This is a genomic window from Caballeronia sp. LZ035, from assembly GCF_031451175.1.
In the GTDB taxonomy this organism is placed as follows: Bacteria; Pseudomonadota; Gammaproteobacteria; order Burkholderiales; family Burkholderiaceae; genus Caballeronia.
Map to the genome: position 1 here is coordinate 1075533 of NZ_JARUXS010000001.1, position 24792 is coordinate 1100324.

General features: G+C 58.6%; 24 protein-coding genes. 9 read left to right on the top strand and 15 right to left on the bottom strand.

The window, feature by feature from the left end; all coding sequences use genetic code 11:
- Nucleotides 1–653: 653 nt before the first annotated feature.
- The 8 genes from QCE88_RS05040 to QCE88_RS05070 all read right to left on the bottom strand — a co-directional run bounded on the left by QCE88_RS05040 (nucleotide 654) and on the right by QCE88_RS05070 (nucleotide 8861).
- The gene (locus QCE88_RS05040) at nucleotides 654–1160 is read right to left on the bottom strand and encodes an MFS transporter (protein WP_309899731.1); all 507 of its coding nucleotides are present in this window, start codon (nucleotides 1158–1160) and stop codon (nucleotides 654–656) included.
- Between the two features lie 58 nt (nucleotides 1161–1218).
- The gene (locus tag QCE88_RS05045; RefSeq protein ID WP_309899733.1) at nucleotides 1219–1890 is read right to left on the bottom strand and encodes an MFS transporter; all 672 of its coding nucleotides are present in this window, start codon (nucleotides 1888–1890) and stop codon (nucleotides 1219–1221) included.
- A gap of 182 nt (nucleotides 1891–2072) precedes the next feature.
- Nucleotides 2073–2204, bottom strand: coding sequence for a hypothetical protein (locus tag QCE88_RS05050; protein ID WP_309899735.1), 132 nt, complete (start codon nucleotides 2202–2204; stop codon nucleotides 2073–2075).
- Between the two features lie 142 nt (nucleotides 2205–2346).
- Complete coding sequence (locus QCE88_RS05055) at nucleotides 2347–3294, bottom strand: phosphotransferase (RefSeq protein WP_309899737.1); 948 nt, start codon at nucleotides 3292–3294, stop codon at nucleotides 2347–2349.
- Complete coding sequence (locus QCE88_RS05060) at nucleotides 3288–4829, bottom strand: hypothetical protein (RefSeq protein WP_309899739.1); 1542 nt, start codon at nucleotides 4827–4829, stop codon at nucleotides 3288–3290. The genes QCE88_RS05055 and QCE88_RS05060 overlap by 7 nt, the downstream gene beginning before the upstream one ends.
- A gap of 260 nt (nucleotides 4830–5089) precedes the next feature.
- Complete coding sequence (locus QCE88_RS42030) at nucleotides 5090–5422, bottom strand: helix-turn-helix domain-containing protein (protein ID WP_409018043.1); 333 nt, start codon at nucleotides 5420–5422, stop codon at nucleotides 5090–5092.
- 1504 nt (nucleotides 5423–6926) lie between these two features.
- On the bottom strand, nucleotides 6927–8363 hold the full coding sequence (locus QCE88_RS05065; protein WP_309899740.1) for an MFS transporter: 1437 nt from the start codon (nucleotides 8361–8363) through the stop codon (nucleotides 6927–6929).
- Nucleotides 8364–8387: 24 nt separating this feature from the next.
- Nucleotides 8388–8861 carry a nuclear transport factor 2 family protein gene (locus QCE88_RS05070; RefSeq protein ID WP_309899742.1) on the bottom strand — a complete coding sequence of 158 codons (474 nt, stop codon included), beginning with the start codon at nucleotides 8859–8861 and terminating at the stop codon, nucleotides 8388–8390.
- Nucleotides 8862–9085: 224 nt separating this feature from the next.
- On the opposite strand from QCE88_RS05070, the gene QCE88_RS05075 reads away from it, so the two are divergent.
- Both QCE88_RS05075 and QCE88_RS05080 read left to right on the top strand, forming a co-directional pair.
- Nucleotides 9086–9709 (top strand): TetR/AcrR family transcriptional regulator, encoded by a 624-nt coding sequence (locus QCE88_RS05075; protein WP_309899744.1) that lies wholly within the window; start codon nucleotides 9086–9088, stop codon nucleotides 9707–9709.
- Nucleotides 9710–10090: 381 nt separating this feature from the next.
- Nucleotides 10091–10414, top strand: coding sequence for a hypothetical protein (locus QCE88_RS05080; protein WP_309899746.1), 324 nt, complete (start codon nucleotides 10091–10093; stop codon nucleotides 10412–10414).
- Between the two features lie 175 nt (nucleotides 10415–10589).
- Here QCE88_RS05080 and QCE88_RS05085 read toward each other — a convergent pair whose 3' ends face one another.
- A complete protein-coding gene (locus tag QCE88_RS05085) occupies nucleotides 10590–11474 on the bottom strand; it encodes a LysR substrate-binding domain-containing protein (RefSeq protein WP_309899747.1) in 885 nt (294 codons plus the stop codon).
- A 120-nt stretch (nucleotides 11475–11594) separates the two neighbouring features.
- On the opposite strand from QCE88_RS05085, the gene QCE88_RS05090 reads away from it, so the two are divergent.
- The 5 genes from QCE88_RS05090 to QCE88_RS05110 all read left to right on the top strand — a co-directional run bounded on the left by QCE88_RS05090 (nucleotide 11595) and on the right by QCE88_RS05110 (nucleotide 17171).
- Nucleotides 11595–13211 (top strand): FAD-dependent monooxygenase, encoded by a 1617-nt coding sequence (locus QCE88_RS05090; protein ID WP_309899749.1) that lies wholly within the window; start codon nucleotides 11595–11597, stop codon nucleotides 13209–13211.
- Nucleotides 13212–13228: 17 nt separating this feature from the next.
- Nucleotides 13229–14191, top strand: a complete 963-nt coding sequence (locus QCE88_RS05095; RefSeq protein ID WP_309899751.1) for a VOC family protein — start codon at nucleotides 13229–13231, stop codon at nucleotides 14189–14191.
- Complete coding sequence (locus QCE88_RS05100; protein ID WP_309899753.1) at nucleotides 14188–15048, top strand: fumarylacetoacetate hydrolase family protein; 861 nt, start codon at nucleotides 14188–14190, stop codon at nucleotides 15046–15048. The genes QCE88_RS05095 and QCE88_RS05100 overlap by 4 nt, the downstream gene beginning before the upstream one ends.
- A 67-nt stretch (nucleotides 15049–15115) precedes the next feature.
- The gene (locus QCE88_RS05105) at nucleotides 15116–16435 is read left to right on the top strand and encodes an MFS transporter (RefSeq protein WP_309899755.1); all 1320 of its coding nucleotides are present in this window, start codon (nucleotides 15116–15118) and stop codon (nucleotides 16433–16435) included.
- A 34-nt stretch (nucleotides 16436–16469) separates the two neighbouring features.
- On the top strand, nucleotides 16470–17171 hold the full coding sequence (locus QCE88_RS05110) for an SDR family oxidoreductase (protein ID WP_309899757.1): 702 nt from the start codon (nucleotides 16470–16472) through the stop codon (nucleotides 17169–17171).
- Nucleotides 17172–17544: 373 nt separating this feature from the next.
- Here QCE88_RS05110 and QCE88_RS05115 read toward each other — a convergent pair whose 3' ends face one another.
- Both QCE88_RS05115 and QCE88_RS05120 read right to left on the bottom strand, forming a co-directional pair.
- Nucleotides 17545–19104, bottom strand: coding sequence for an ATP-binding protein (locus QCE88_RS05115; RefSeq protein WP_309899759.1), 1560 nt, complete (start codon nucleotides 19102–19104; stop codon nucleotides 17545–17547).
- Entirely contained in the window at nucleotides 19104–20132 is a 1029-nt protein-coding gene (locus tag QCE88_RS05120) for an alpha/beta hydrolase (RefSeq protein ID WP_309899761.1), read from the bottom strand. The genes QCE88_RS05115 and QCE88_RS05120 overlap by 1 nt, the downstream gene beginning before the upstream one ends.
- Nucleotides 20133–20229: 97 nt before the next feature.
- Between QCE88_RS05120 and QCE88_RS05125 the strand changes: the two genes are divergently transcribed.
- Nucleotides 20230–20658 carry a response regulator gene (locus QCE88_RS05125; RefSeq protein WP_309899763.1) on the top strand — a complete coding sequence of 143 codons (429 nt, stop codon included), beginning with the start codon at nucleotides 20230–20232 and terminating at the stop codon, nucleotides 20656–20658.
- Between the two features lie 323 nt (nucleotides 20659–20981).
- The gene (locus tag QCE88_RS05130; protein WP_309899765.1) at nucleotides 20982–21608 is read left to right on the top strand and encodes a tyrosine-type recombinase/integrase; all 627 of its coding nucleotides are present in this window, start codon (nucleotides 20982–20984) and stop codon (nucleotides 21606–21608) included.
- Nucleotides 21609–21812: 204 nt separating this feature from the next.
- Here QCE88_RS05130 and QCE88_RS05135 read toward each other — a convergent pair whose 3' ends face one another.
- The 4 genes from QCE88_RS05135 to QCE88_RS05150 all read right to left on the bottom strand — a co-directional run.
- Nucleotides 21813–23096, bottom strand: a complete 1284-nt coding sequence (locus tag QCE88_RS05135) for a serine protease (RefSeq protein WP_309899767.1) — start codon at nucleotides 23094–23096, stop codon at nucleotides 21813–21815.
- 59 nt (nucleotides 23097–23155) lie between these two features.
- Nucleotides 23156–23371, bottom strand: a complete 216-nt coding sequence (locus QCE88_RS05140; protein ID WP_309899769.1) for a hypothetical protein — start codon at nucleotides 23369–23371, stop codon at nucleotides 23156–23158.
- 101 nt (nucleotides 23372–23472) lie between these two features.
- Complete coding sequence (locus tag QCE88_RS05145) at nucleotides 23473–23772, bottom strand: hypothetical protein (protein ID WP_309899771.1); 300 nt, start codon at nucleotides 23770–23772, stop codon at nucleotides 23473–23475.
- 515 nt (nucleotides 23773–24287) lie between these two features.
- Nucleotides 24288–24792 (bottom strand): OB-fold nucleic acid binding domain-containing protein (locus QCE88_RS05150; protein ID WP_409018044.1); only part of this gene is annotated, 505 nt, incomplete at its 5' end.

Sequence of the window (24792 nt, forward strand, 5' to 3'; positions counted from 1 at the left end):
GGGAGTTCCGCCCGAACCATGAACGTTCGAACGGCGGAATGTCGTCAGCAAGAGACATTGCGGCACCGTGTCTTGAGCGGCGGATATGGGTCGGAAGCAGTCGTTTCCAAGGCTCCAGATTGAACGGCTCGAATGGGTCGAACTGCGTCAGTCCGCTCTTCCAACTGATAGCCCGAAAGCAGCCAGTTGGCAGTGCGTATTCCCGACCCTTTGCAGCCGGTCGCCGCATCGCGAAATGTGTGGCGCGTTTGGGAGCCAAAGGGGCCGTTCGAATGGTCGTCCTCCATTCAGGCGCTCGGCAGAAACTGGCCGCGTTGAGGCAATGCCACTGCGACCTGCTTGCCGAAGACCGGCCGTTGAGCGTGGGCGGACGAGACCTTGGATACCCGCATTGGGTGGCGACCCGAACCGACCGCTTGTGGCCGGGTTGAAGCGGTGCCAGTCACGAAAAGCACGCCCAAGAAGAGTCATTAACGAGTCTGGACGAGTCCTCACGTATTCGAGCCGGACGACGACCTCGACCGTCCCTTCATGGCTGGCTCTTGCTGCAGCGGCGGGCCGTACCCGAACGTAGGACCGCGCCGAGCCGGCGGCGGGTGAGCTTAGCGTACGACTTTCCGTTGCGGAAACTCCCTCATATCGCGACAGAACCCTCATCCTCGCGGCATTGACGCAGAAAGTCTGCCGACCACCCGACGGTGCAACGTCCAGACGACGAGGCCGGCCACCGCGCACGCCCACCACAGATTGCGGCCGCCCAGCGTGCCGTATATCAATGTGCCGGCGGCTGGACCGTACAGCGAATGGCCGAGCCAGGCGGCGGTAAATATCCCCAGATAGCGGCCGCGGTCGCGACCATCGCTGCGGTTCATTACGGCTAGCGTCCACGCAGGCGTTAGTATGATCTCGGCCGCCGTGATGCAGGTCATCGTCGCGATGGCCAGCGCGGGGCCGCGGCCGACATTCAGCAACGGAAACGCGACCGCGAGCAGTAGAGTGCCCCACCGGCTCGCGGCGACTAGGCCGATTCGGTGAATCAGCACCATCGCCGGCGCCTGCGCGACCACAATGAGTATCGCGTTGAATGAGAACAGATAGCCAATCCAGCGCGTATCAAGCCGATAGTTTTCGGACAGGAAGAGACCGAATGCACCGTACATTTGGTCGAAGATGCCTAGTGCGATCAATTGGCCAAGCACGAACAGCAGGAATACGCGATCACCCCACGGAGATACGGACTCGGATGCGTATGTGACCGCGCGGGGGGCCGCCGAGTCGTGGCTGGGGCGGGACTCGGTCGCGCTGGCGCGGTCGCTCGCGTGACGAAATTAGTAGACCCCCGCCAAAGACGTTTGCCGCACCAGCGGCGGCGAACAGAGTTGGGTAGCCGATGTCTGACAGCCCGGCTGCGGCGACACCGGCGAGCGCGACCCCAACGTTGAAGCAGATCCGGTGCAGGCCCTGCATCCAGTTCGCATTGTCTGACGTGGCGGCTTCCATCACGAGCCGCAGATTCGCGGGCCGGAACGCGCCGTCCGCGATACCGATTGCGGGCACAATGACTAACAGCCAAGTCACTGTGGGCAATTGCGAAAGGCCGACGGACAAGGCACCGCTTGCGCAGAGACAGACCGCAGTGAGCTTGCGCGCATCCACGCGGGCCGTCAATGCCCCGCCAGCATAGGCACCGGCGACGCAACCCGCTCCGTAGGCGGCCATCAGCAATCCGATCGTTATGAATCCCAGCGTGTAGCTGCCTCGAAGGAGCAACGGCATGAACAGCTTGACGATGACGCTTGCGCTATTGAGCATGGTCGCGCATAGCTGGGCGTGTACCTCGACGGGAAGCGCAAAGAAGCGCGACAACGATGCAGGAGGCAGTGTGGCCATCGGGGTTCAAGAACGAAAGAAGCGGCAATTGCCGCAAATGCAGCGGGACCGCCAGTTTGGGTCAGAGTGTGACGCGGATCTTTGCATCGGCAGCTAGACAGGTTGCGAGCGTCATAGCTTCATTGGCCGAAGGTTGCGAGACGATGATCGAGCCGGCGACGCCCTGATTCGATTCGGCCGTTTCAATCCATTGCCCGCGCGCGCAACTCGTCCACGAACTCCACGCCGTCGTGCGCCGCGAGATACTCGGCATTGGCGATGCCGTCGAAAATAGCTGGAGCGAGGCATCGGCAGTCGATAAATTGCCAACCCATGCCTGCGTGCGAGTTGTCAAGGCGGCATGCTCTTTGAGGAGAGGGAACAAAAGTCTGGAGCGATTCGCTCCGGGACCGACCGTTCCGTTGCTCCCCCTTTCCCATAAGCTTGCCGGTTCCATGCCGCGATGCGACCCGTATGTCACTGAGTGCACCAATCCGTACCGCGAAGCCCGGAAGGCAATACCGCCAGTCGATCCACCTCGTAGCGATCTGTCACATCGGTAAGCTGAGTGATGGCCGATGACCACACTCGACTTTTAGTCCCAACTACGCGAGATAGCAGCGGCAACGCACGTGCTTCGTTTGCAATGAGCAATTCAGGAAGTAGCGCTAGCGATTCAGCAATCGCCCTATTTACCTCTGTGTACCCGCGTAAGCAGGCTGACCATAGACGATGCTGTTCACCATCGCTTGCGGCGTTCAGCCACCACGCTACCGTCGACAAATCGAAGGCAGTTGGCCCCTGTGAAGCTTGTTCGAAGTCGAAGAAAGTCACACCGAGCTTTGATCGTCGGGCGTTGTCGATCCTCGCATCACCATGGATGAAAGCGTGTTCGAGACTGGCTGCTTCAAGAGCCTTTGCTGCGTTCTCTAAGTTTCTACGAAGGCGTGCACAAGCCTTCGGATCGTCCCGGTCAGCCAACATCTTCGACGCGTACTCGCAGTAGTCAACTGGAGAGGTCTTCGGCAACAACGCAGTCGCAGATGCATGGGCTTGCAAGTGAAGCGTCGCTAACGAAGAGCCGAAAGCACGGAAGTCTTCTTCGTTCAAAACCAGACCCTTGCCGCGAGCTTCAGTGCAAACGATGTAGTCGCGTGGAAGTCCCCCGTCGAAAGCAACAGCTCCACTAGCTACTACACGGACGGAACCTTGAACGTGACGACGCTCCAGGTCCTGCAGGAGCCGGGCTTCCAATTTCGGATCGATCGCAGACGGCAGGGGAGGGGAATAGACTTTGAGGAAGAATTTCTCGCGGCCTTTTTCAAGCAAGAAAATTTTGTGGTAACCGTTCGAGACGAGCTTGATCTTTTCAAAGTCTTCGCCGAACTGGCTGTAAAGCGCATCTCTTATTTGTTTGGTTACCAAAACGAACCTCGCGATCTCGCTTGTGATGACAGCTGCCCCTCTTTCAAAAGCCCCTCCAGCTCGGCGCGCGATATTCCTAGCAGCTTTTCCGTAACTTCCTCCAACCAAATGCGTTCCGGCCTCACTTTACCAGCATGGGTAGGATCTCCGGGAACGGCATCGATCTCACCAGGTCGTTTCTCTGAGGTTGTTGCTGCTCTGATCAAATCGCTAAGCGACTCTTTCAGATATCCGTCATGAAACAGATCTGCGAGCGACATTGCTGCAAGCGCGTCTTTGAACACGCGCTTATTTTTCCCACTCGCATCAGGCAGCGTGTAGCAAAATCTCGCTAAGCGAGGGTCGCAATAGGGCCGAATTGGCCAAAGTCCTCGCCGAAGAAGGCTAGGGGCGTGATTCGCGCACGCCAAGAGGGCGGACGACGAGACGATAGGCACGGCCGCAGGGAAATTTGCAGTCCGTTCAGGGTATTGACCAATACTTTCGTTCACTGTCAAGATGCTTCCCGACGGCAATAAGAGCTCATCCCCGCCATACCCTCCCACGATGGCCACACACCCAGCGCGAACAAAATCGTCCCAAAGCCTGCCAAATGCGCCATAACAATATTCGCCATACGCGTCCGGTTGATATTGATCAGCAACACTTCGACATGTTTGGTCTAGTAAGCTCCATGCACCCACACGCAAAATCTCGTGTTGCAGCCTTTCTTCAATCTGCGCGATCCGATACGTTTGCGGACCATTCGGGTTTGATTCACTGATGACGGCGCCTAGCGAGCAGGGCTTTAGACCACGGTGCTTCATCAAAGCCACGAGCAGTGCGGAATCGACGCCGCCGCTCACCTCGACCGCAATCGAGGGGCTTATTTTGTAGCGGTCGGCGACAAAAGCCGACAATCTGTCAGAGAGAAGCATGCTCGCGTCGCATCCCGGCTTAAGGCTTCGTCTGGCCGGCAACCATGCGTCTGGAGCCGCATCTATCCGAACGCCTGTATTGTTGATAATCGCCGTTGACCGTTCGGGGAGCATCTTGATTTCGGCCGCGATAGTTGAGCTTCCGTAAGGCACAGTGCCTGCATGAATCGCCTTAGCATAGTCTGCATCGAGAGTGCAGCGATGCGTCTTCAGCAACCGCACAATATCCCAATCTATATCAACACAATCGGGGGATTTGAGCAGATATAACGGGACAGGATAGTATGCACTAGCCCGAATTGAAAGCTCCAAGTTCTTTCCCGGTGAGCCATCAAGCCGCAGGGCAAAGAAGGCACATCCAAGCAAGTCGAATTTGCTAATCAACGTTGCGACGCGTTCCTCACTATTTCCTGAACTATGCAGCTCTATGTCTTCGACAGTTGCAATCGAGGATTCGGTGCTCTCAAACGTAAGCACATGCGTTACGTCGTCGGACCGCAGTGTAATGCTTTGAAGAAATGGGTTGTTCTCCAGGACCAGTTGATTAGTGCCGTGCCCGTGCGAACGCCTTGCCAAGTGAAGTTCACGAGATTGCAGATCGATTCTTCCAGAGAGCATCGCTTTATCCTCGATCGAGCGCTACGACTTAGCGGTATCCGAACCGAGCGCTGTCCATATTGATTCCTCCTTTCGGCGGTGGAGCTTCTCTTCTGATGCTACCCGCATCATCAGTTTCCTCCCTCGCGACGAAATGCTCGTTGTTTGATTCATCCAACTGCTCATGCAGAAAATCCATATCGGCTCCCTGATAAACTGACGATCGCGGCAAGCGTTCGTCATTGAAACGGCGACTACTCTGGGTTTAGGGTATGCCTGTGCTACAGGCGCGAAGCCCTAAGCAAGATCATTAGCCCCGCTACAATCTCGTCGCGCTTGTCGTACTGATGCTTCCGAAGCTCTCGGATGAGCCCCTGCTCATTTGGATTAAGCTGGCATTCAAATTCCTCCCCTAAGATTAAGTAGCTTAGATTCACCCCCGACATCCCGAGGTTGTACAGGTAGAGCAATCCTGGCTCTCGCGATCCATTTTCATAGTTAGATTGAGTCTTCTCGGTTACTCCTCCTCGTGCTGCAAAATCACGCTGCGACTCGCCAAGCTCATTGCGTGCACGGCGTAATCGAATTCGGAAAGCTTCCAATCTGTTCTTCATTCGCGTTCTAGCCTCGCCTTAATAGAGAAAGACGCCATCTTGGCAAGACTCTTGAGTTCGCTAGTACTGGCACTAATCTTCGAGAAAATTCGACAGCAGAAGTTGATAGCGGACGTTCAATCACAGCAGAGTCATGAAGCCACCGTCGCCGGTTAGCGTTGTCGCCCAACTTCAAAAGCCCAGTTATGCAAATCCTTATTTTGGATGCGTAATATTGGTCACTTCGCCATTCCGTTCTCTCTAGGAACTCAAGACTAATACCTTTGATACGACAGATCCAGAACGCACGATCCGAAATTGGGCTGAGACACCGTCGAACGGTTTGGCGAGAAGGAGTGTCCGCTGACTTACCATGGGAGGCTGGCTCCAGCCTGTAAATCTGTTCTAACTGTAATGCAGGGTACGATGCAATTGCGCTGAGATCATCGATGCGGAGTTCGCACGGAATATCTTGGAACTCACACGGTGGCGACTGCGTCGAGTACGTCGGTGAAAAGCGTAGTCGGCTTACCCTGCGTGCGAAGAACGAAGGTGTGCAAGGCAGTCTTTTTCTGCAAAAGTCGACCGAGTCGGCCCTTTGCCAACCCTTGTCCGCACCCGAGGCTCCTAAGCACGACCCCGCCTGCAGCCTCATGGGTGTCAACACCGGTCTTTCCGCGTGGAGCTTCGGCTCCGGATGCGCGCAGCGTCGAGGAGCAACATTTTCCCTCTGGTGACCGAACGATCGACTGCGGTTCGCTCGTGTTGTGCTTGGGCACAGCGCCTTCCTTCGGCGATCCAAAACAACGCCACGACTGGCCGAACGACAACGAGGTAGCTGATTCGCGCGCTCACTGGACGGGCCTCGCGACTGCTCAGCCGGCTCGCTTGGAGGCGATGCATGGAAAGGTCGTCACGTTACTTGCCGACCGGTTGAAGGCGGCGGGTAGGGGTGCCAGACTCCCGTATCTGGAGCGAGAATTTGAAGCTGGAGCGATGGCGCGGCAGTGGGAGGGGCCCGCTCTAATCATGCAATCTTGATTGCCTAATTTTTAGGCAAATCCGGACAAAATTGCCACCGCCGTCCTTTCGGGACGGGGGTGAGGGTCAACTTTCGATTTTTTAATTTCGCGGGTGTAAAAATCTGACGGAGTGGTCGGTCCCGGGGCGAATCGCTGCGGACTTCGCATACCCCCTCCCCGTTTCTCGCTGCCGCTCCGCACAACTGGCAAGAGCGAGATCGCGCAAAAACAGTCGTTCAAGGACATCTAGCGCGGAAGTCACGCTCTAGAGCATTAAACGTTCAATTGTAGAGAGTGGCGCGTCCTGGAAACTTCCCGCAGTCGGCCAGTTTCGGCCAGCCGGCCCTATCGCAAAACCGTCATCCGAACTATCGAGCCGAAGAGCAGCAACAGATACATCCCCGTCGCGCCCTTCAAACGAGACATCCTTACGCAAAGCGGTGAGCTGCAAGCCTGGTAGCAGGAGCGCGTCCGTTCAAGCCGCGAGTGATGGCACGTTTGACTCAACGAGGCGCGGCCCTTGCAGCGGCATGAATGCTCGATCTAGAAGCGACGATGGACAGGACGGCGGACACAGTCAGACTGGCGCCGACGCACATCATTGCAACGACCAGTGCCCTGGCCAGGGTCGACGGATCTGGTGAAGTCCCCGCGACGCTGAAGAAGACGCCGCCGATGACCGCGACACCCAGCGCCGCACTGATTTGCAACGCCGAATTCGTGATGCCCGCAATCATCCCAGAACCTGTGACCGGTGCGCGATTGATGACAGAGCGTACCAGCGTAGGCAGCGCCCAGCCTTGGCCAAATCCCAGAAGTGCTACCGCGCCGATCAGGGGTAACTGAGCCGGCATCTGTCCGGGTGCGCCAGCGACGAGGGCGGCGAGAAGCGTGCAGCCGGCAACTTCCAGCATCATGCCGATGGCGGGCACTCGTTCGCCGAAGAGTCGAATGGCCAAGGGCGTCGTCAGCGGCCCGATGAAGGCGCCCACTCCGAACGGCAGGAAGACCAGACCTGTTTCGAACGGGCTCATCTTAACCGCTGCTTGAAGATAGACGGAGAACGTCAAGAAGAAGGCAGAGACGACGTAAAAGAAGATGACCCCCGTAAGCCCGCTCATCAGGCCGGGCCTTCGGATCAGCTCCATGCTGATCAGAGGCACGCCGCCTCGGCGAGCGTAGGCCACCTCGTATTTGCAAAAGGTTACCCCAACGACAGGGCAGGCGATCAGCATTGCGCAGGCCCACCACGGCCAATTTAGCTCTCGCCCTTCGACCAGAGGCACGATGAGCAAGCCCAGCGTGAGCGCGCATAGCAGCACCCCGATCCGGTCTACAGGTGCCGGGCTCTCGCCACGGACGTCGGGTAGCAACGGTAGCCCGAAGATCAGGACTGCGGCGACGACCGGCAAGTTGATGAGAAAGACGACGCGCCACGCCAGGTGAAAGATGTCCGCGGAGATCAGCGCACCCCCGAGCGCCTGCGCGGCTACGGCAGCCAGTCCCACCGCGGCGCCGTAAAGGCCCAAAGCGCGTGCGCGCTCGTTCTCCGGAAAGAGGGCATGAATGGAGGCCAGTCCTTGGGGCGCCATGGCGGCGGCGCTCAGGCCTTGCAGCACACGTCCGAGAATCAATATGGCGGATGACGATGCAAGCCCGCAGATCACCGATGTGAGTCCAAAGCCCGTGACGCCGATGAGGAATATCCTCCGCCGGCCGAAGAGGTCGCCTAGCCGTCCTCCTGTGATAAGGAAGACCGCGTAGGCCGCAGCGTATCCGGAAATGACGAGTTGCAGTTCTGCAGCGCTTGTGTGGAGGGTGCTTTGAATGGACGGCAGGGCGACGTTCACGATGAAAAAGTCCAGCGGAGGCAGAAACGCGCCCACCAGCAACACCGCGAACGCAGACCATCGACGCGTGGAGGAGGTTGTTGTATGCATAGGGTTATACGGCCGTGGATTGCGTCAGGCCGGACGGCCAAAGCGTTCTGTTCCCGTGATGGGATGCCAGTTCAGGAGCGGCGTGGCGTAGTGCATGGTGAAGGTGCGCTCCATGAATGCCCAGCGGCCCTCGCGTCGCTGATAGACGTCATGGTATTGGCCGCTCACCTGAAGCGTGCCCTGATCGACGTCATAGAAAAGACAGTCCGCCGCCACTAGGCCGTGACCGTTGTCACCCTCCACCGTGATCAGGGCATTCGCCATCCAATGATGCATGTGGGGCATGCGCTTCATGTTGATGCGTGCCTGCGCCAAGATGGCCTCCAGGCCCTCGGAATTGCCGTTCGCGCCTAGGTGCAGTCGCGATTCGGGATGCCAGAGAGTGGCTAGCAGCTCGATGTTCATGGTGTCAAACGCCTCGGCGTAGTTCGCGATCAGCGCATCGATGGCAAAGCGGCTTTCGATGGCGTCAAGACGTGCTTCGATTTCTGTGGACATTAGCTTATTAAGTACCGATTGGTACAGAAATAGTTAAAAAAACTGCGGGGCTTGTGTGATGGCCCCGCGCCGCTCTTTATTTACATACCGAACGGTACAAATATAAGCGTGCATGAAAGCCCGTGTCAACCTCTGTGTTGAACGGCCCGCTGTCATACGCGGGAGCGACTTGCCCAAAGATTCTGTATCGACTAGTATGTATTTCTTTTCCGACGGAGATGTTCATGGTTCAGCGGGGCCGGCCACGCGCGTTTGACCGCGATGCGGCGATCACTTCGGCGATGCACCTGTTCTGGGAACATGGCTACGAATCGACGTCTCTATCGCAGTTGAAGGCGGCGATCGGCGGAGGCATCTCCGCGCCCAGCTTCTATGCGGCCTTCGAGTCCAAAGAGGCGCTGTACAAGGAGGCGCTGGAGCGATACATGGAGATTTATGGCAAGTTGACCCGCAGTCTCCATGACACGTCGCTTCCGCCAAGGGAGAGCGTGTTGCTGGCGCTGCTCCGGTCGGCACGGATGCAGACTGAGAGTGGCCACCCGAAAGGCTGTATGGTCGCGCTGGGCGTTGTCGGAGCCAGTTCCATCGGCAGCGAAGCTGTGACCAAGTTGCTTCGTGAGGTGCGCAGTCGCACGCGCGCTGGCTTCCGCGCCTGCGTGTCGCGCGGCATGAAGAGCGGGGAACTGCGCAGCAGCACGGATCCGGAAGCGCTGTCCATCGCGTTAGACTGCTTTTTCCAGGGGCTGTCCGTGCTCGCCCGCGATCGTGTCCGGCAGGCCGTCATCGAGAAGGCCGTGACCGACGCGATGGGGATGTGGGATGCCGCGGTGGATCAGCCGAACCCTTAGGAGGTTCGCAAAATCCGGTAATCTACGGGGCCGCTCGACCAACGGAGACGAGAAGCGCGTTGCGTAGACCTTCCTTGGTGTCACCTGGTTTGTTGGGGCTATTACATGCTCGCAATCCAGGACAACAGGGACTCCGAATGCTCGATATGCCCGCTTCACATTTCGTTGCCGCCATCTGAGTTCCTGCTGCGTGAGCGACCGCTTCAGGTCGCTTTCTTTCTCACAGACATTGCGACGTAGCCTGCCGCAACAGCTCAGAGAGAGGACGGACAACGCTGCTTTCCTCCGCGAGCGATCACGGACAAAATTCTTAAAGAATGCCCACTTCACGCCGTTAACGCCAGCAGGCAATGTTGCCGTTAGATTAGAAAAGGAAAAGCTATGGCCGATGTTCAAAGCCAGTCCAGCCGCCCCGCAATGACCACTGGCAAGGGCATGGCAATCTATGCTGCTTGTTTGGTCGTTCTGGTGGTAATGATCAACCTCTGTTCCCATGCGCGTATCGTTTCACCGTTCATGGCAATAGTTGGATATCTGATCCTCGGCTTTGCCCTGAATCGGATCGTCCTCCGCGGTTTGATCGAGTGGCACCCCGTCTATAACACGCTGAGCAATGTGTCGCGCGCAAAGCTTGGCATGCTGTTGTTCTGGCCGCTGCGCTACCCGGTCATGTTCTTCCAGTTGCTCGTCTCGAAGCATCTTTAAGAAGAAGATAGATGCCCGCTGCGAATGGCGGGCAGCAGCTGCTAACGGCCGATGTCCGGCGCGCCTGTCTGCTCTTGCACCGCGCGAAAAACGTATGTTACGTCACGGTCTCTGCCGCCTTGAATCCTCTTGAATTCGATCGGCAAGCCTCGCCCGTACAGTAGCGGTTCTCTCTCTATCCGCTAATGCGGCGCACCAGCGTACAAAAGTGCTCCGCCGCCGGCGTCAAAGGGAGCCCGATGCGTTGCACGATACAGATCGGCGGCGCCGGCAACGCCTCGACCACCTTTATTTCTTGGAAAGCCTTGCTTAGAAGCGGATATTCGATCCACTGAATCGGGACCATCATCAGCAGATCCGAGTTCGCGAGTGCAGTCATGAACGTGAGCGCGGACTGGGCGCGCATCGCCAGACGCGGCGCAGGCAGTCCGTGTTTGTCGAACAGTGGACCGAGTTCCTCTTCCGCCCGGTGTGTGATCGACGTTGTGATCCACTCTGCATCGACGAGATCGCGCAGAGTCGTGGCATGGGCAAGCGGGTGGCCCTTGCGGCCAAGAATGACGCGCGTGTTCTCAAACAGCTTTTCCACCTGTAACTCGTGTGGCACCACCAGCGGCGCGGGTCCGATGTAACAGTCCACCGTGCCGTCCAGCAGCGATGCCTCGACGAGCGGATACACGCCATCGATGATTTCCAGATGGACCTCTGGATAGCACGCGCGAAACGGCTGAAGCACTCGGGGCAGGAAGCCCAAGTGCGGCGCCGTCGACATGCATAGCGTGACCCGCCCGTGCGTCTCGCCCCGCAGTTGCCCGATCTCGTCCCTCGCGCGCTGCAACTCATTGCGCACTGCGTTCGCCCGCCGCAGGAAAACGCTGCCGACCGGCGTCAGCCGCACGCCTTTCGCGTGCCGTTCGAACAGCGTGACCCCGAGTTCCTTCTCCAGTTCGTGAATGCTCCGCGATAGCGCCGGCTGGGGCTGACCCAAATAACGCGCCGCCGCCCGCAGACCGCCCCGCTCGACCACCGTGACGAAATCCCGCAACGCATTCAGCTTCATCGTGCTCACCGATTCAAATTCCGTATCACTCGAACAATTTTGCCATCTTTCTGAATCATTTGGCTGTTTTTAAGATGCTCTACATCCCAACCGCAGCACAGAATGACAGGAGACAGCATCGTGCAAAAGCGCGCGCCACGCGTGTTGATCGTGGGCGCCGGCCCCGCCGGTCTCGCGTTGACAATCGAGCTCGGTCATCGGGGCATTCCCTGCCTGCTCATCGAACGTAACGACCGGGTCGGCTACGCGCCGCGCGCGAAGACTACCAACGTGCGCACGCGGGAGCACCTGCGCCGCTGGGGCATCGCCGATCGGCTGCGCGCCGCCTCGCCGCTCGGTGTCGACTATCCGTCGAACGTGGTGTTCTGCACGCGGCTTGCAGGGTTCGAACTCGCGCGCCACGAAAACGCGATGTATTGCGCACCCGGCCGCAATCCGCTCTATTCCGAGCATGCGCAATGGATTCCGCAGTACACGGTCGAGGAAACGCTGCGGGCGCATGCGCAGTCATTGCCAAATGTCGAAATCCGCTTCCGATGTGAGCTCCGCGGGTTCGTACAGGACGTCAACACGGTCAGCGCGACGCTGCACGATCTCGAGAATCGCCGCGACATTGTCGAGGAAGTGGACTATCTAGTCGGCACCGACGGCGCGCGGAGTCTGGTGCGGGAACTGATCGGCACGCACATGGAAGGAGAGTACGGTCTCTCGAAGAACTACAACATCGTGTTTCGTGCGCCCGGCCTTGCCAGCGCGCATCGTCTCGGGCCGGCGATCATGTACTGGCAGGTCAATCGCGAAGTACCGAGCGTCATCGGCCCGATGGACAGCGACGACCGATGGTTTTTCATGCCCACGCACGTCGACGCCGGCATGCGCATCGGCGACATCGATGCGCGCGCGATGATCGCCGCCGCCACGGGAATCGATCTGCCATACGAGGTCCTCAGCAGAGACGAATGGGTCGCAAGCAAACTGCTCGGCGATCGATACCGGAAGGGCCGCGTCTTCCTCGCCGGCGACGCGTGTCATCTTCACCCGCCTTTCGGCGGCTATGGCATGAACATGGGTATCGCCGACAGTGTCGACCTCGGCTGGAAGCTGTCTGCGACCCTGCAAGGCTGGGGCGGTCCGGCACTGCTCGATAGCTACGAGGCGGAACGGCGGCCGGTGCATCAGTGGGTGCTGGACGAGGCCGTGGTCAACCATGCGACGCTTGGCAATCAGCTACTTGCAGACGATCTCGAGGCTCTGGGCGAAACGGGTTCGCGCGTGCGCCATGAAATCGGCAGCCGGATCCAGGCGGCCAAGATGCGCGAGTTCGCAACTCTGGGCGTCGTACTTGGCTATCGATACGACGATTCTCCGATCGTCGCGGGTGACGGCAGCGCTGCGATAAAACGGGACTTCGTCAACTACGTGCCGTCGTCGCGTCCAGGCGCACTGGCGCCGCACGCATGGATGCATGACGGCAGCTCGCTGTACGACCACTTCGGCAGCGGCTTCACGCTGCTCGCGTCCGCAGCTGTGACTGCGCAGGAAATCGAATTGGCCTTAGCGGATGCAGCTGCGTGTGGCATGCCATTCAAAGTGATCCAGCCGGACGAGGGCGGTGTCGCAAACCTGTATCCCGCCCGCTTCACGCTGATCCGCCCCGATCAGCATGTCGCTTGGCGCGGCGACGGCTGGCCAGGTGCGGAAATGTTTCACAGGGTAACCGGCTTCAACGCCCGCTGATAAAGGAGTCGATTCCGATGACCACGCAATCAGGGCGGCGCCCGGACACGGTCGGTGTCCACTCCGTTCTCGAGTTCGTCTTCTCAGTGCCCAATCTCGACGAAGCCGTGCGTTTCTATACCGCCTTCGGCTTGGACGCTCGCAGGTGCAACGATCGTGTTGATTTGTTCACCGCCGGCCATCTGCATCGATGGGCGTCGATCCATGCTGGCAGAGCGCACAAGCGTCTCGAGTACGTGAGCTTTGGGGTCTTTGCGGAAGATCTCGAAGAAATGCGATCGCGCATCGCGCGCGAAGGCATCGGCATCGCGCCGCATCCACTTTCGGATGGCTCGGGTCTCTGGCTGCGAAACCCGGACGGCACGCCGGTGCAACTGCGGGTCGGCCCCAAGGTCTCGCCCGACGAGAAAACCACGCCGTCACCCAGGCAGCTGCTCGCAACCGGACAAGGCGCGGCACCGTCGCGCAGTCGTGTTGCGACAGTGCGCCCGCGCCGTCTGTCTCATGTGCTTTTCTTCAGCCCCGACGTACTACGCATGGTGCGCTTTTGCGAAGACGTGCTTGGCCTGCGTTTGTCAGATCGCTCGGGCGACGTGGTTGCGTTTCTGCACGGCCCGCACGGTTCCGATCATCACCTCGTCGCGTTTGCGAAATCGAGCGGCTCCGGACTCCATCATTCGAGCTGGGACGTTGGCAGTATCGACGAGGTCGGATGCGGCGCTGATCAAATGCGCGACGCGGGCTTCCTCGAGGGATGGGGCGTCGGCCGGCACGTACTCGGTTCAAATTACTTCCATTACGTGCGTGACCCCTGGGGCAGCTTCGCTGAATATTCGTTCGACATCGACTACGTGCCGCACGACGTCGAGTGGCCGTGTGCCGACCACGCGCCGGCGGACTCCCTCTATATGTGGGGGCCCAGCGTTCCAGAATTCTTTTTTGTCAATTGTGAGCAGGCGTCGGCCAAGGAGACCACGTGAGATTAATTGCATTCCAGACCAAAGACGGGCAGCCCGCGATTGGCGCGCGTATCGACGCAGATAATCTGGTCGATCTGACGGCTGCGGGCTTGCCCGATTCACTCGATGAGTTGCTCCGCATGGGGGAGGCCGGCATGCAGGCGGCGCGCGACGCGCTGAAACGGCGCGGCGTCGTCAAATCGACCACCGGCTTGCGATATCTGCCGCCGCTGCATCAGCCGTCGAAAGCGCTGGCTATCGGTCTCAATTACGTCGACCACGCAGCCGAAAGCAGTTTCGCGCCACCGAAGGACCCGGTGATTTTCAGCCGCTATTCATCGTCGTGGGTTGCACACGAGCAGCCGATCGTGCGTCCCCGCGTTTCGAAGCAGTTTGACTATGAAGCAGAACTCGTGGCCGTGATTGGCAAGGCGGGCCGCTATATTCCGAAGGCGTCGGCGCTCGATCACGTCGCTGGGTACTCGGTGTTCAACGAAGGCTCGATCCGCGATTACCAGTTGCGCACCAACCAGTGGACTATTGGCAAGAATTTCGATGCGAGCGGCGGGTTTGGCCCAGAACTCGTCACCGCCGATGAGCTTCCGCGCGGCGCGAAGGGCCTGCGAATCTGTTGCCGCTTGAACGGTGAGACGATGCAGGATGCGAACACTGAGGACATGATCTTCGACGTTGCGACGCTCGTCGCCGCGTGCTCGGAAGCCGTCGAGCTACAACCGGGCGACATCATTATCACGGGCACGCCGTCCGGTGTCGGCCTGGCCCGCAAACCGCAAGTCTGGATGGAGCCGGGCGACGTCTGCGAGATCGAGATCGAAGGCATCGGCCTGCTTCGCAATACCGTGATCGACCAGACCTGAAAGGGTAGAAGGCAAGCGCAGAACAAACGCGACCGACCATACAAACCAGTTCGGAGGAGACGACGTCATGGACCAGGACCTGAAACGCGCGGAAGTCGAAGCGGCGATCGCCGGCTTTCGCAATCGCGTGCTGCCTCTGCTGTTTGCGGGGTATGTGCTCAACTTTCTCGACCGCACCAACATCAGTTATGCCCAGTTGCAAATGGGCGCGGATCTTGAGATCTCGCTCGCGGCATATGGTTTTGGCGCTGGCCTGTTCTTCTTCGGCTATGCGGGCTCGTGCGTGCCGGCCAATCTTGCTTTGAAGCGTTTCGGCGTGCGGCCCTGGCTGGCCTTCGTGTTCGTCGCCTGGGGGCTCGTATCGTGCCTGATGGCTACGCTGCAAGGCGAGAAGTCGTACTACGTGCTGAGGTTTCTGCTCGGCATGATCGAAGGCGGCTTCGTCCCCGCCGTCAACTTCTACTTCGCCAGTTGGATCCCGCCACGCTATCGCAGCCGCATCAACGCCGTCTTCATCATGGCGATTCCGCTTGCGATGATCTTCGGCGGCCCGCTTGCAGGCGCGCTGCTAAGCATCAATGCGTGGATGCCGGGCTGGCGCTGGCTCTTCCTGATCGAAGGGCTTCCGACGGTCGTGCTCGGCCTGATCGTCCTGCGCTTGCTACCGGCAACACCGCAAGAGGCACACTGGCTCACCGATGCGCAACGCCGCGCTCTTCAAGCGGTGATGAGCGAACAAACCGCAGAGGCTTCGCTTTCGTCCGATGCGCGCGCGTCGGGATTCGCCGTGTTCCGCGAGCCGTTGCTGTGGGGGCAACTCGTTGCGCTGCTGATCGCCTACGCGGCTACCTTCGCACTGGCCTATTTCCTGCCGACGATCCTGAAGAATCTGTATCACGTCACGCCGCTACAGATCGGCACGCTGTTGATGATCCCGAATGTGGTGGCGCTGACGTTCAGCTATCTGATCGGGCGCAGCAGCGAACGTTGGGGCGATATTCGCTGGCACCTCGCAGCGGTATGTTGCATCGGCAGCGTTGGATTTTTTCTGCTGCCAAGCGCGGCCGAGATATCGCTTGGCGCGTTTATCGCAGCCGTGTCGATCATTACGAGCTATACGATCGCGTACTATGGCCCGCTCAATACTTCGATTCAGAACACCATCGGCGCGCAAGCTGGACCGCTCGCGCTCGTGACAACCATCGGTTCGATCGGAGGATTCTTCGGCCCTACGCTAACAGGCTGGGTGATGCAGGCGACCGGCGGACAGTGGGACATTGCGGCGCGCGTCTTCGCCATCGCAACGCTGACCAGTGCAATGCTCGCGATCGCTTGCGTGCGCCACCGGCATGGGGCGGCCAAACATCTGGCTCGGTCTCGCGCCTGATCGCGCCCATTGCCGAACACATCGAGAGGCTGGCATGAACAACACAGAAGATCGAATCGCCATCGTCACAGGCGGTGCGAGTGGCATCGGACAAGAATGCGTGCGGCAGTTGCGCGCCGCAGGCTGGCGTGTCGTCACCTGGGATCGCAGCGCAGAGGGCGGCGGAACCGCCGTGAATATCGCTGACTATGCCGCTGTGGCCGCCGCCGCGAAACAATTTGACGGGATCGACCTGCTGATAAATGCCGCCGGCATCGCGGGCTCTCGTGAGCCTGTTGCCGAAAAGGACCCGAGCGAATGGGACAACGTGCTAGCCGTGAATCTCAACGGCACGTTCTACTGTTCGCACGCACTGTATCCGCACTTGCGCAAGAGACGCGGCGTAATCGTCAACGTCGCGTCCGTAGCCGGCACGGTCATGATGAAAGGGCGCGCGCACTATGCAGTCTCGAAGGCGGCCGTCGCGACGCTGACGCGCTCGCTCGCGAACGAATGGGCATCCGAGGGCATCCGCGTTATCGCGGTCGCGCCCGGTTATGTGAAGACGCCGATGATCCAGCGCTCGATCGAGGCGGGCGAACTTAGCGAGGTGAAACTCGCGGCGATGCATCCGATGAACCGCCTGGCGTCGACTCAGGAAATCGCCGCGTCGATGATCGCCCTTGCGCAGCCGCCGTTCGAGTTCATGACGGGCGAGATCGTAACGATCGATGGCGGAATGACGCTCGGGAAATGACATGCCCCACGGCCACGCATTGAAACGATATCGCAAATCGCAGTCCCCTTCCTTGATGAACAGTGGGTTAGATGAACCTCATCAAACTAGAAGAATGTTAAATGTGACAATCCGACGAACGGTCGGAGTCGACTCTCGCAGATATCTGCTCGGCTCCCCTAAAGCCTTCCAGTACGCTTCGCGGGAGCGTGATGGCAGCCTAGGCCTCCTTAGAATCCTGGCGCAAATTCGTGCAGTGAAGCAGGAAAGGCTCTTGATCAGCGGCTCGGCGCGTGTCTGGGTGAACTCCCGCAGTCGGCCAGTTTCGGTCATTGTCCGTTGCAAGCGTCTGCCGGCCGGACGACCGTTCGAGTCGGCAACCGGACACTGGTCCTTAAGTTACAAGTAACCCAGACAACACGGCATAATCCACCGGCTTCGCCAGATGTACGTCAAAGCCCGCATCATGTGCCATCTCCCGATCTTGTTGCTGGGCTCGACCGGTCAACGCGATAAGCCGTATGTTTCTCCACTCTGCGCGTTGACGTAGCAGATGTGCGACTTCGTATCCGCTCATGTCGGGTAAGCCGATATCCAAGATGATCGTATGGGCCCGGAAGTCGGCTTGAACTTCCAATGCAGTGCTGCCGTCGCCAACGGTGCGTATTTCGTGTCCGTCCATCTCCAGCAGCATTGCAAGGCTCGCAGCAGCGTCCTGATTATCGTCAACAATAAGGATTCGCTGGCTACGGCACGGGGAGATCGACACATCAGATTCTGCTGCCGGACCGAGCGAACTCGATTCTGCGACGACTAAGGGAATCAGAACGGTGAACTCGCTGCCAAGGCCCTTTCCCTCGCTTTTGACCAATACCTCACCGCCGTGACGATCAACGAGCGCTTTGACGAGGGCCAGTCCAATGCCGAGTCCGCCCTGAGAGCGTGAATCGCCTTGAGGCAATTGCGCATAGAGGTCGAATATTGACGCAAGGTCTTGGCCTCCAATGCCAATTCCGTTGTCGCGAACGACGATGGCAGCGTGCACACCCTGCTGTCTGACAGTTAACCAGATGACGCCGCCATCTGGCGTGTATTTCGCTGCGTTATTCAACAGGTTCTGGATCACCTGCGAGAGCCTCGTCGGATCGCCTCTTACTTGAAGCGGCGCAGCTTGAAGATCGAGGTGCACCGTGTGAGCGGAGGCATTGATCAAGGATTGAGACGCTTCCAGAGCTTGCCGAGCGATAGACACGACATCAACTACTACATCTCGCATCTGGAGCTTTCCTTCTCCAATGCGCGACACTTCAAGGAGGTCATCCATCAGGCGCGTAATGTGCCCGACCTGCCGGTCGATCACGCCATGCGCCCACGTGAGTTGCGGGTCGTTGACCTTCTTGCGTTCCAAGACTTCGACCACCGCCCGGAGCGTGGCGAGGGGATTACGAATTTCATGCGCGAGTGTCGCGAGGAACTCGTCCTTGTGACGGTCCGCAACCTGCAACGCGCTTTCCGATGCCGACGACACCCGCAGCGCCAACTCTGCTCTCTGCCGTTCGTTGAGCAATTGCTGCTCGTAGGTGTGACGATCGCTCACCACCATCAACGCTACATGATCGTATTCAGCGCCGCCATGCAGACGCCTGACAGCATTGACCAACATGGGAATCCGGCGGCCGTCCCGGTGACGCATCTCCAGCTTGACCTCGGCGACCGAACGCTGCAGTTGCAGCAGCGGCGACCAATGGGTCTGGTGGAAGATGCGTCCTCCCACCGTCAAAAGATCAGGAAACCGTTTCCGGTTGACGATATCGTTAGGCTGCAAGCCGATCCAGCGACAGAAGGTGAGGTTCGCCCTGATGATCGTGCCGTCGGTGGTCAAGACCAGCAGCCCGCATCCTGCGTTCTCGAAAACATCGTTTGCAGTCGGACTCGACCGTGCGTCGCCTTCCATTAGATTCCCTGTCGCTGCAGAAAAGCATTCATGGCCGCCACGCAAGTTTCGGGGACACTCATATGCGGGCAGTGTCCGACGTTCTTGACGATCGTCAGCGTGCTCCCGCGCATCTTGTCGTGCATGTATTCTCCGACACTGACTGGCGCAAGCAGATCCTCATCAGACTGGACAATCAGGCTGGGAGTCGTGACATCGCAAAGGTTTAAGCGGTGATCAGAGAGAAATGTCACCTTGGCGAAGTGGCGCGCGATGGTCGGGTCCGTTCGGCACAGACTGTTCGTCAACTCTTCGGCCAGTTGGGGCTGATCAGGCGAACCCATGATGACGGGCGCCATGGTGCTGGACCAGCCCAAGTAATTGCTGTCGAGCGATTGCAAAAGGTCATCGATGTCGGCACGCTCAAATCCGCCTACATACTCGCCGTCGTTGATGAAGGATGGAGAAGGCGCAATCATGAGGTTTGCAGCGAACTGCTCCGGTTTTTTGTTCGCCGCCAGCATCGCGATGGTTGCGCTCACTGAGTGTCCAACGTGCACGACAGGTCCTGCGGAACTGGCGGCAATGACTTCGAGCAAGTCTGACGCGTACCCCTCAAGAGAACCGTAGCGGGCCTCATCCCACGCAGAAAGGTCCGAGTTTCCTGCCCCGACCAGATCGAAAAGCACGACGCGGAAGCGATCACGGAACGAGGGCGCAATACTGCGCCACATGGCCTGATCGCACCCGAAGCCATGAGCGAAAACCATCGTAATCGGACCGTTGCCCGTGATGTGTACATTGTTCCGTCTGATGATCTCGTTCATGCAAGTATCGGCATTCTTCAAAGCGGGCTCGGGGCCATCAGGAAATGCACGTCCGCAAAATCGACTTGGACGGTCGAGGATCAGCGTTGCTCGCAGATGCGTGCCACGTAATGCAACAGCGTGTGCGGCATTGCGAGGCAACTCTTCTTTGTGCGGCGCGTTCTTTTGGCTCGACGACAGTATGCCAAATGAGCCGAGACGCCGGTGCCACGGCAGTTCCACGAATTTCGCTTATTGTGCCAGCGTTTCAAGCTTCTTATCGCAGATCAGGTTCACTACTTGCTGCATAATGCGGTAACGGCGCAGCCCTTGGGTGGGTATGGACAGATCCGTCCGCCACCACTGGGGTAATGCTGTGAATGTTTCCGACGGCTCGTTAGCTCCTCTCATCCTGTTAGTCGACGATACGACCGACCTGCTCAGTGTCTGGGCACTCTTGCTTGAAGAATCTGGCTTTCGCGTTCTGACAGCATCCAGCGGCTTTGCTGGACTGGCGCGCGCACGGGAAAGTCTCCCTGACCTCGTGATTACCGACTACATGATGCCCGGCATGGACGGCTTGGCCATGTGTCGCTCACTGCGACTGGACGACCGCTTCAAATCGATCCCTTTTATCATGTGGACAGCCGCGCTGACGGCTCCTTGTGCACCTGAGGTCGACGAGATCATGTACAAGCCGGTGACTGTCGAAACGTTGACGCGTCGCATTGCCACCCTACTTGCCGGGCGTATCCAGCCATCGGTCTGATGGCGCGTTGCCGTGTTCGTGACAAGCGGAATACGACCGGGCTTTCGGAGCCAAGAGTGGTGTGCGCGAAGCACTTCCTCTACTCACAAATTCGGTTGCCGTGTGCAAAGGGACGTGCTCATCGCTAAGTAGGGACGAAGGTGTAGGTTGGTTGCATTCGAAAGTGATTGAAGACCCAACATACGTTCGCGACCTTCCGAGCGACAATTGGGGCCCGAAAGCGATCATTTGCAATGGCGATTTGCCAGCGTCTCATGTGGGTCGAACAGCGACCGCTTGAGTGAGCGCAAGATTGATCTCCCTTCATCGAAGAGGAGGTTGCCATGGAAGCGCTTAAATGTGAGCCCGCTCGTCGGGTACCGTGGAACAAGGGGAGGCTGACCGGACAGAAGCCTCCATTGAAGCTTCGTGAGATCTGGGCGATTCGAATGAGACTCCAGATGTCATCCAACACTCGCGAGTTGGCGCTGTTCAACTTAGCAATCGACAGCAAACTCCGAGCTTGTGATCTGACGCGACTCCAGGTTCAGGACATCTGCAATGGTGGCCACGTCGTAGCTCGTGCGACTTTTATGCAACAGAAAACGCATCGACCGGTGCAGTTTGAAATCACGGAGCAGACTCGTCAGAGTGTTTCCGCTTGGATTTCGCTCCGAGGATTGAGGCCGGCCGACTACCTGTTTCCAAGTCGGTTGCACGCGTCAGCCCATGTGTCGACGCGCCAGTCTGCGCGTATTGTTCATCGTTGGGTCGCGTCGATCGGCCTCGATGACTCCGCGTACGGCACGCACACAATGCGACGAACGAAAGCATCATTGATCTATCGTCGCACCAAGAACCTGCGAGCGGTTCAACTGCTGTTAGGCCACACAAAGATCGAGGGTACGGTTCGATACCTCGGGATTGAGGTCGACGACGCGCTCGAGATGGCTGAGCAGACGGAGGTCTAAGTGCCGCGGCCGGCGAGCGTGCGCTTGCCGGCCACTTTCGGCCGTTCGCCTGTGCGTTGCAGTGGTCAGTCGAGCGGCTGGTCAGAATCCAGAATCTGCTTTACGCTCGACCAGGTACGCCGCGGCGATTGCGGGTAAGCGAAGGAGGATTGGCGTGCACAAACAGAAGCCGTAAGGGCTCACCATATCACTCGAATACCACAATCAGTCACTTTGCTCATCGAGATCTTTACTCGATGAATTCGACCCCTCTCTGTCGGGTTTGGACGATTGATCTTTGCCTGACTCCGTTGTGGAGACGTTAAGTTCATCAAGCGTCTTATAAATTTTTCCCCTGTCTCCGCGATCCAACGCATCGCGCGCGGCGTCCTCCTTTTCATTTTCATTTTCATTTTCGTTTTTCGGTTTCAGGGCTTCATGCTCGGCATGCTCTTCCTTGTCAGAGCGCCTATCTGTTTCATTCTGCTGCGTCATGTTGCGCCCCCCGCTGAGGTTAGTTAGCGCCATCAGGATGTCGGCATACCAGGCACTGTTGAGGCCGAGCGACTCGTCAACTTGAATATCTCGCTCGCCCATGTCGATTGTTGAAGAATGGATGCCAAGGAGCTTCCACGGCAGGGCACCGTCACCACGCGCCATGCCGGAGATCGCATCACTCATAACGACGGGCGCGCCACTCGTGCCTCGATGGGTCCGCGCATCTGTAATAAAGCACCCCTTGCCCTGAAAGCGCAGGCCGAATGCGGATGCGATGACGCCCTGTCGGACCACAGGCAGATGATGCAGTGAATCGTGGAATCCGAGCGGGAAACCCACAATCAGGACAGACGCCCCGACCGGCAGCACGTCCTGAGTCTTGGGCAAATTCGCCGGGCTGAAGGCCTTGAGGACCGCTGACTGCGGCAGCTGCTCCCTGATCACCTCCAGAACCGCTACGTCAACATCGCCGCCCCCATCAGTACCCTCACGCCATAGCCCGAGACCACCCTCGTAGAGAGGCAAAGAACACCATGTCGACGCACCGAGGTTGCTACTATCAACGTGAAGCTCGATTTCGAGCCGGTCCGGAAAGTGATCACTCGGCGTGTCATGTAGCACGTGCCGGCTGGTCACGAGAAACAGCCGCTCGTCACGAGCGAAAAAGAAGCCACTGGCGTTGGTTAGGTGATGCTCTTCGGCGAATGTTCGTACGCGCACCGCGGCAAGCAGAAGTCCCTCGACGGCGGGCAGATCGACTGACGGGCGTGCACCATAGGACTGTTTGCGAGCCGATCGACTTGCGAATTCCGCCAACATTCCGAGAAGCGCCTCACCTTGGGGCGTTGCCTGCGTCGATGACAAGAATTCCGAGATCAATGTATCGCTCGAGCACCCACCGGATGCGACGTTCGGCACGTGTCGGACGACTGCTTCGTCGCCTGCACCGCCGTTCAGCGACCACCTGTCGCCATTTGGGCTAGTGTAAATTTCGATCCAGTCTTCATCCATGGCGCATCCGATGCGATTCAACATAACGATAATGCAACGCGCTCACGGGTGTGGGCCGATCAACCGAAGCGCGTCGCAAGCCATTCCTCTGCCCACTTCGTTGCAAACGCCACTGCGTCGGCGCGTAAGTCGAAGCCAGCCAAATCGCCGCTAATGAATGCGCCTTCCTCGCTGCCGTCAGCGGCCTTGGCGCAGATTCGTGCATGGGCCATATATTCACCGTCAGCCCTGCGCGGTGTGGGATCGATCCGAAAATGGGATAGAGCAGGTTGCATAATGCAGCGTCCTTACTGATTGGCAGTGTTAAAAAAGTAGGTTGATTTAGAACCTACGGAATTCGCCTTGTGCTGTATTTTAATGTTGCACAGATGCGCTGCTAGGAGAAATCCGTGTTCCAGTCGAACAACGCCTGGTTCAGCAGACAAGTGTCGATCACTCGTTCCGCGTATAACGCGCAAGCACGTCGCGCGTCGCCCGCGCTCGCAAATGCGGCTGGCGCCGTCAGCTTGAACACCCGACTGCGCATCAAGCCTGTCACGTTTCCGTGTTCCTCTATGCGCACGGCAGCATCAAAGCCGTCGTCGTAGCAATGGGAACGACCTGAGAGGGTCGAACGACGAGGGTAGACGAGCGAATAAATCTCGAGACCGCGATAAGAGCGGGAGGTGTTTTTCATGATTAATGCCATTCGCCGTTCAAGACGATGAAAAAAATAGGAGGCGGGAGCATTATCGGAATGCTGACGGCCGACCGCGTTGCGCGGCCTTTAGGAATGGACGTATTTGTTGACAGTCGTTGCGGGCGGTAACAGTCACCCTATCAATCCGCTGTAAGATTAGCGGCGTCAGCGACAAGACCCATCGTACGCCTTTTTGGACCTTTGTATAGCGAAGTCTTTTGATCCGGCATGAGACCAATCACAAGGCCTCTTCGCAACTCTTCTTGGCCCGGGTCGCAGGCGTGAGTCCATCGCTGTAGGAAACTGCCGTCTCGCTGCACGTCTCCTCAAGCCTCGGCAGAACTGGTCTACTTCGTACGAAGCCCAGGCGCATTCGACGTCTGCAAAGGCCATAGCATGCAGGCGAGGGCCGCGAGCGAATGACCGTTGCACTTCGTCAAGAGCCATCATACCCGTCATGCGTCGAGCGTCTGCAGTGGGTCGTCATGCGCCGGTCGACCTGGAGGGATAGATCAACAGAAGTTTCGGCTGACGGCCGTAAGTCCGCCCAAAAGGTGCGACATATCCACCAGCCGTTGAGCGACGAGGTGTCGGACTTCTCCCTCACATTGCCAGGTACCGTACACAGCCAGCAGTGCGGCGCCTAAAGCTTCTCTGCGTTGCTTCTCGAGCAGCGATGGCCAAATGATGACGTTCACGTTCCCCGTTTCGTCCTCGAGTGTGACGAACATTACGCCCTTCGCGGTCCCCGGTCGTTGCCGTACGGTTACAAGTCCACAACCTCGAGCCAAACGTCCATTTCGGAAGGTGCGTAACGTCGAGGCCGGCATTAGTCGTTGCTCAAGAAGCGTGGGGCGCAAAAGCGACAAAGGATGCCGCCCGAGCGTTAGCCCTGTCGAGTTGTAGTCGCTGACGATATCTTGCGCTTCAGAAGGCGCGCCGAGGGCTGGCGTCTCGTCGTCGATCCGACTATCAGCCAAGAGATCTCGGTCAGGCACGGCAGCGGCTGACTGCCAG

Coding starts and splice junctions, on each gene's coding strand:
- QCE88_RS05040 (WP_309899731.1), bottom strand. CDS start 1,160: ATGTACGGTGCATTCGGTCTCTTCCTGTCCGAAAACTATCGGCTTGAT.
- QCE88_RS05045 (WP_309899733.1), bottom strand. CDS start 1,890: ATGGCCACACTGCCTCCTGCATCGTTGTCGCGCTTCTTTGCGCTTCCC.
- QCE88_RS05050 (WP_309899735.1), bottom strand. CDS start 2,204: ATGGGTTGGCAATTTATCGACTGCCGATGCCTCGCTCCAGCTATTTTC.
- QCE88_RS05060 (WP_309899739.1), bottom strand. CDS start 4,829: ATGCTCTCTGGAAGAATCGATCTGCAATCTCGTGAACTTCACTTGGCA.
- QCE88_RS42030 (WP_409018043.1), bottom strand. CDS start 5,422: ATGAAGAACAGATTGGAAGCTTTCCGAATTCGATTACGCCGTGCACGC.
- QCE88_RS05065 (WP_309899740.1), bottom strand. CDS start 8,363: ATGCATACAACAACCTCCTCCACGCGTCGATGGTCTGCGTTCGCGGTG.
- QCE88_RS05070 (WP_309899742.1), bottom strand. CDS start 8,861: ATGTCCACAGAAATCGAAGCACGTCTTGACGCCATCGAAAGCCGCTTT.
- QCE88_RS05075 (WP_309899744.1), top strand. CDS start 9,086: ATGGTTCAGCGGGGCCGGCCACGCGCGTTTGACCGCGATGCGGCGATC.
- QCE88_RS05080 (WP_309899746.1), top strand. CDS start 10,091: ATGGCCGATGTTCAAAGCCAGTCCAGCCGCCCCGCAATGACCACTGGC.
- QCE88_RS05085 (WP_309899747.1), bottom strand. CDS start 11,474: ATGAAGCTGAATGCGTTGCGGGATTTCGTCACGGTGGTCGAGCGGGGC.
- QCE88_RS05095 (WP_309899751.1), top strand. CDS start 13,229: ATGACCACGCAATCAGGGCGGCGCCCGGACACGGTCGGTGTCCACTCC.
- QCE88_RS05105 (WP_309899755.1), top strand. CDS start 15,116: ATGGACCAGGACCTGAAACGCGCGGAAGTCGAAGCGGCGATCGCCGGC.
- QCE88_RS05110 (WP_309899757.1), top strand. CDS start 16,470: ATGAACAACACAGAAGATCGAATCGCCATCGTCACAGGCGGTGCGAGT.
- QCE88_RS05115 (WP_309899759.1), bottom strand. CDS start 19,104: ATGGAAGGCGACGCACGGTCGAGTCCGACTGCAAACGATGTTTTCGAG.
- QCE88_RS05125 (WP_309899763.1), top strand. CDS start 20,230: ATGGACAGATCCGTCCGCCACCACTGGGGTAATGCTGTGAATGTTTCC.
- QCE88_RS05130 (WP_309899765.1), top strand. CDS start 20,982: ATGGAAGCGCTTAAATGTGAGCCCGCTCGTCGGGTACCGTGGAACAAG.
- QCE88_RS05135 (WP_309899767.1), bottom strand. CDS start 23,096: ATGGATGAAGACTGGATCGAAATTTACACTAGCCCAAATGGCGACAGG.
- QCE88_RS05140 (WP_309899769.1), bottom strand. CDS start 23,371: ATGCAACCTGCTCTATCCCATTTTCGGATCGATCCCACACCGCGCAGG.
- QCE88_RS05145 (WP_309899771.1), bottom strand. CDS start 23,772: ATGAAAAACACCTCCCGCTCTTATCGCGGTCTCGAGATTTATTCGCTC.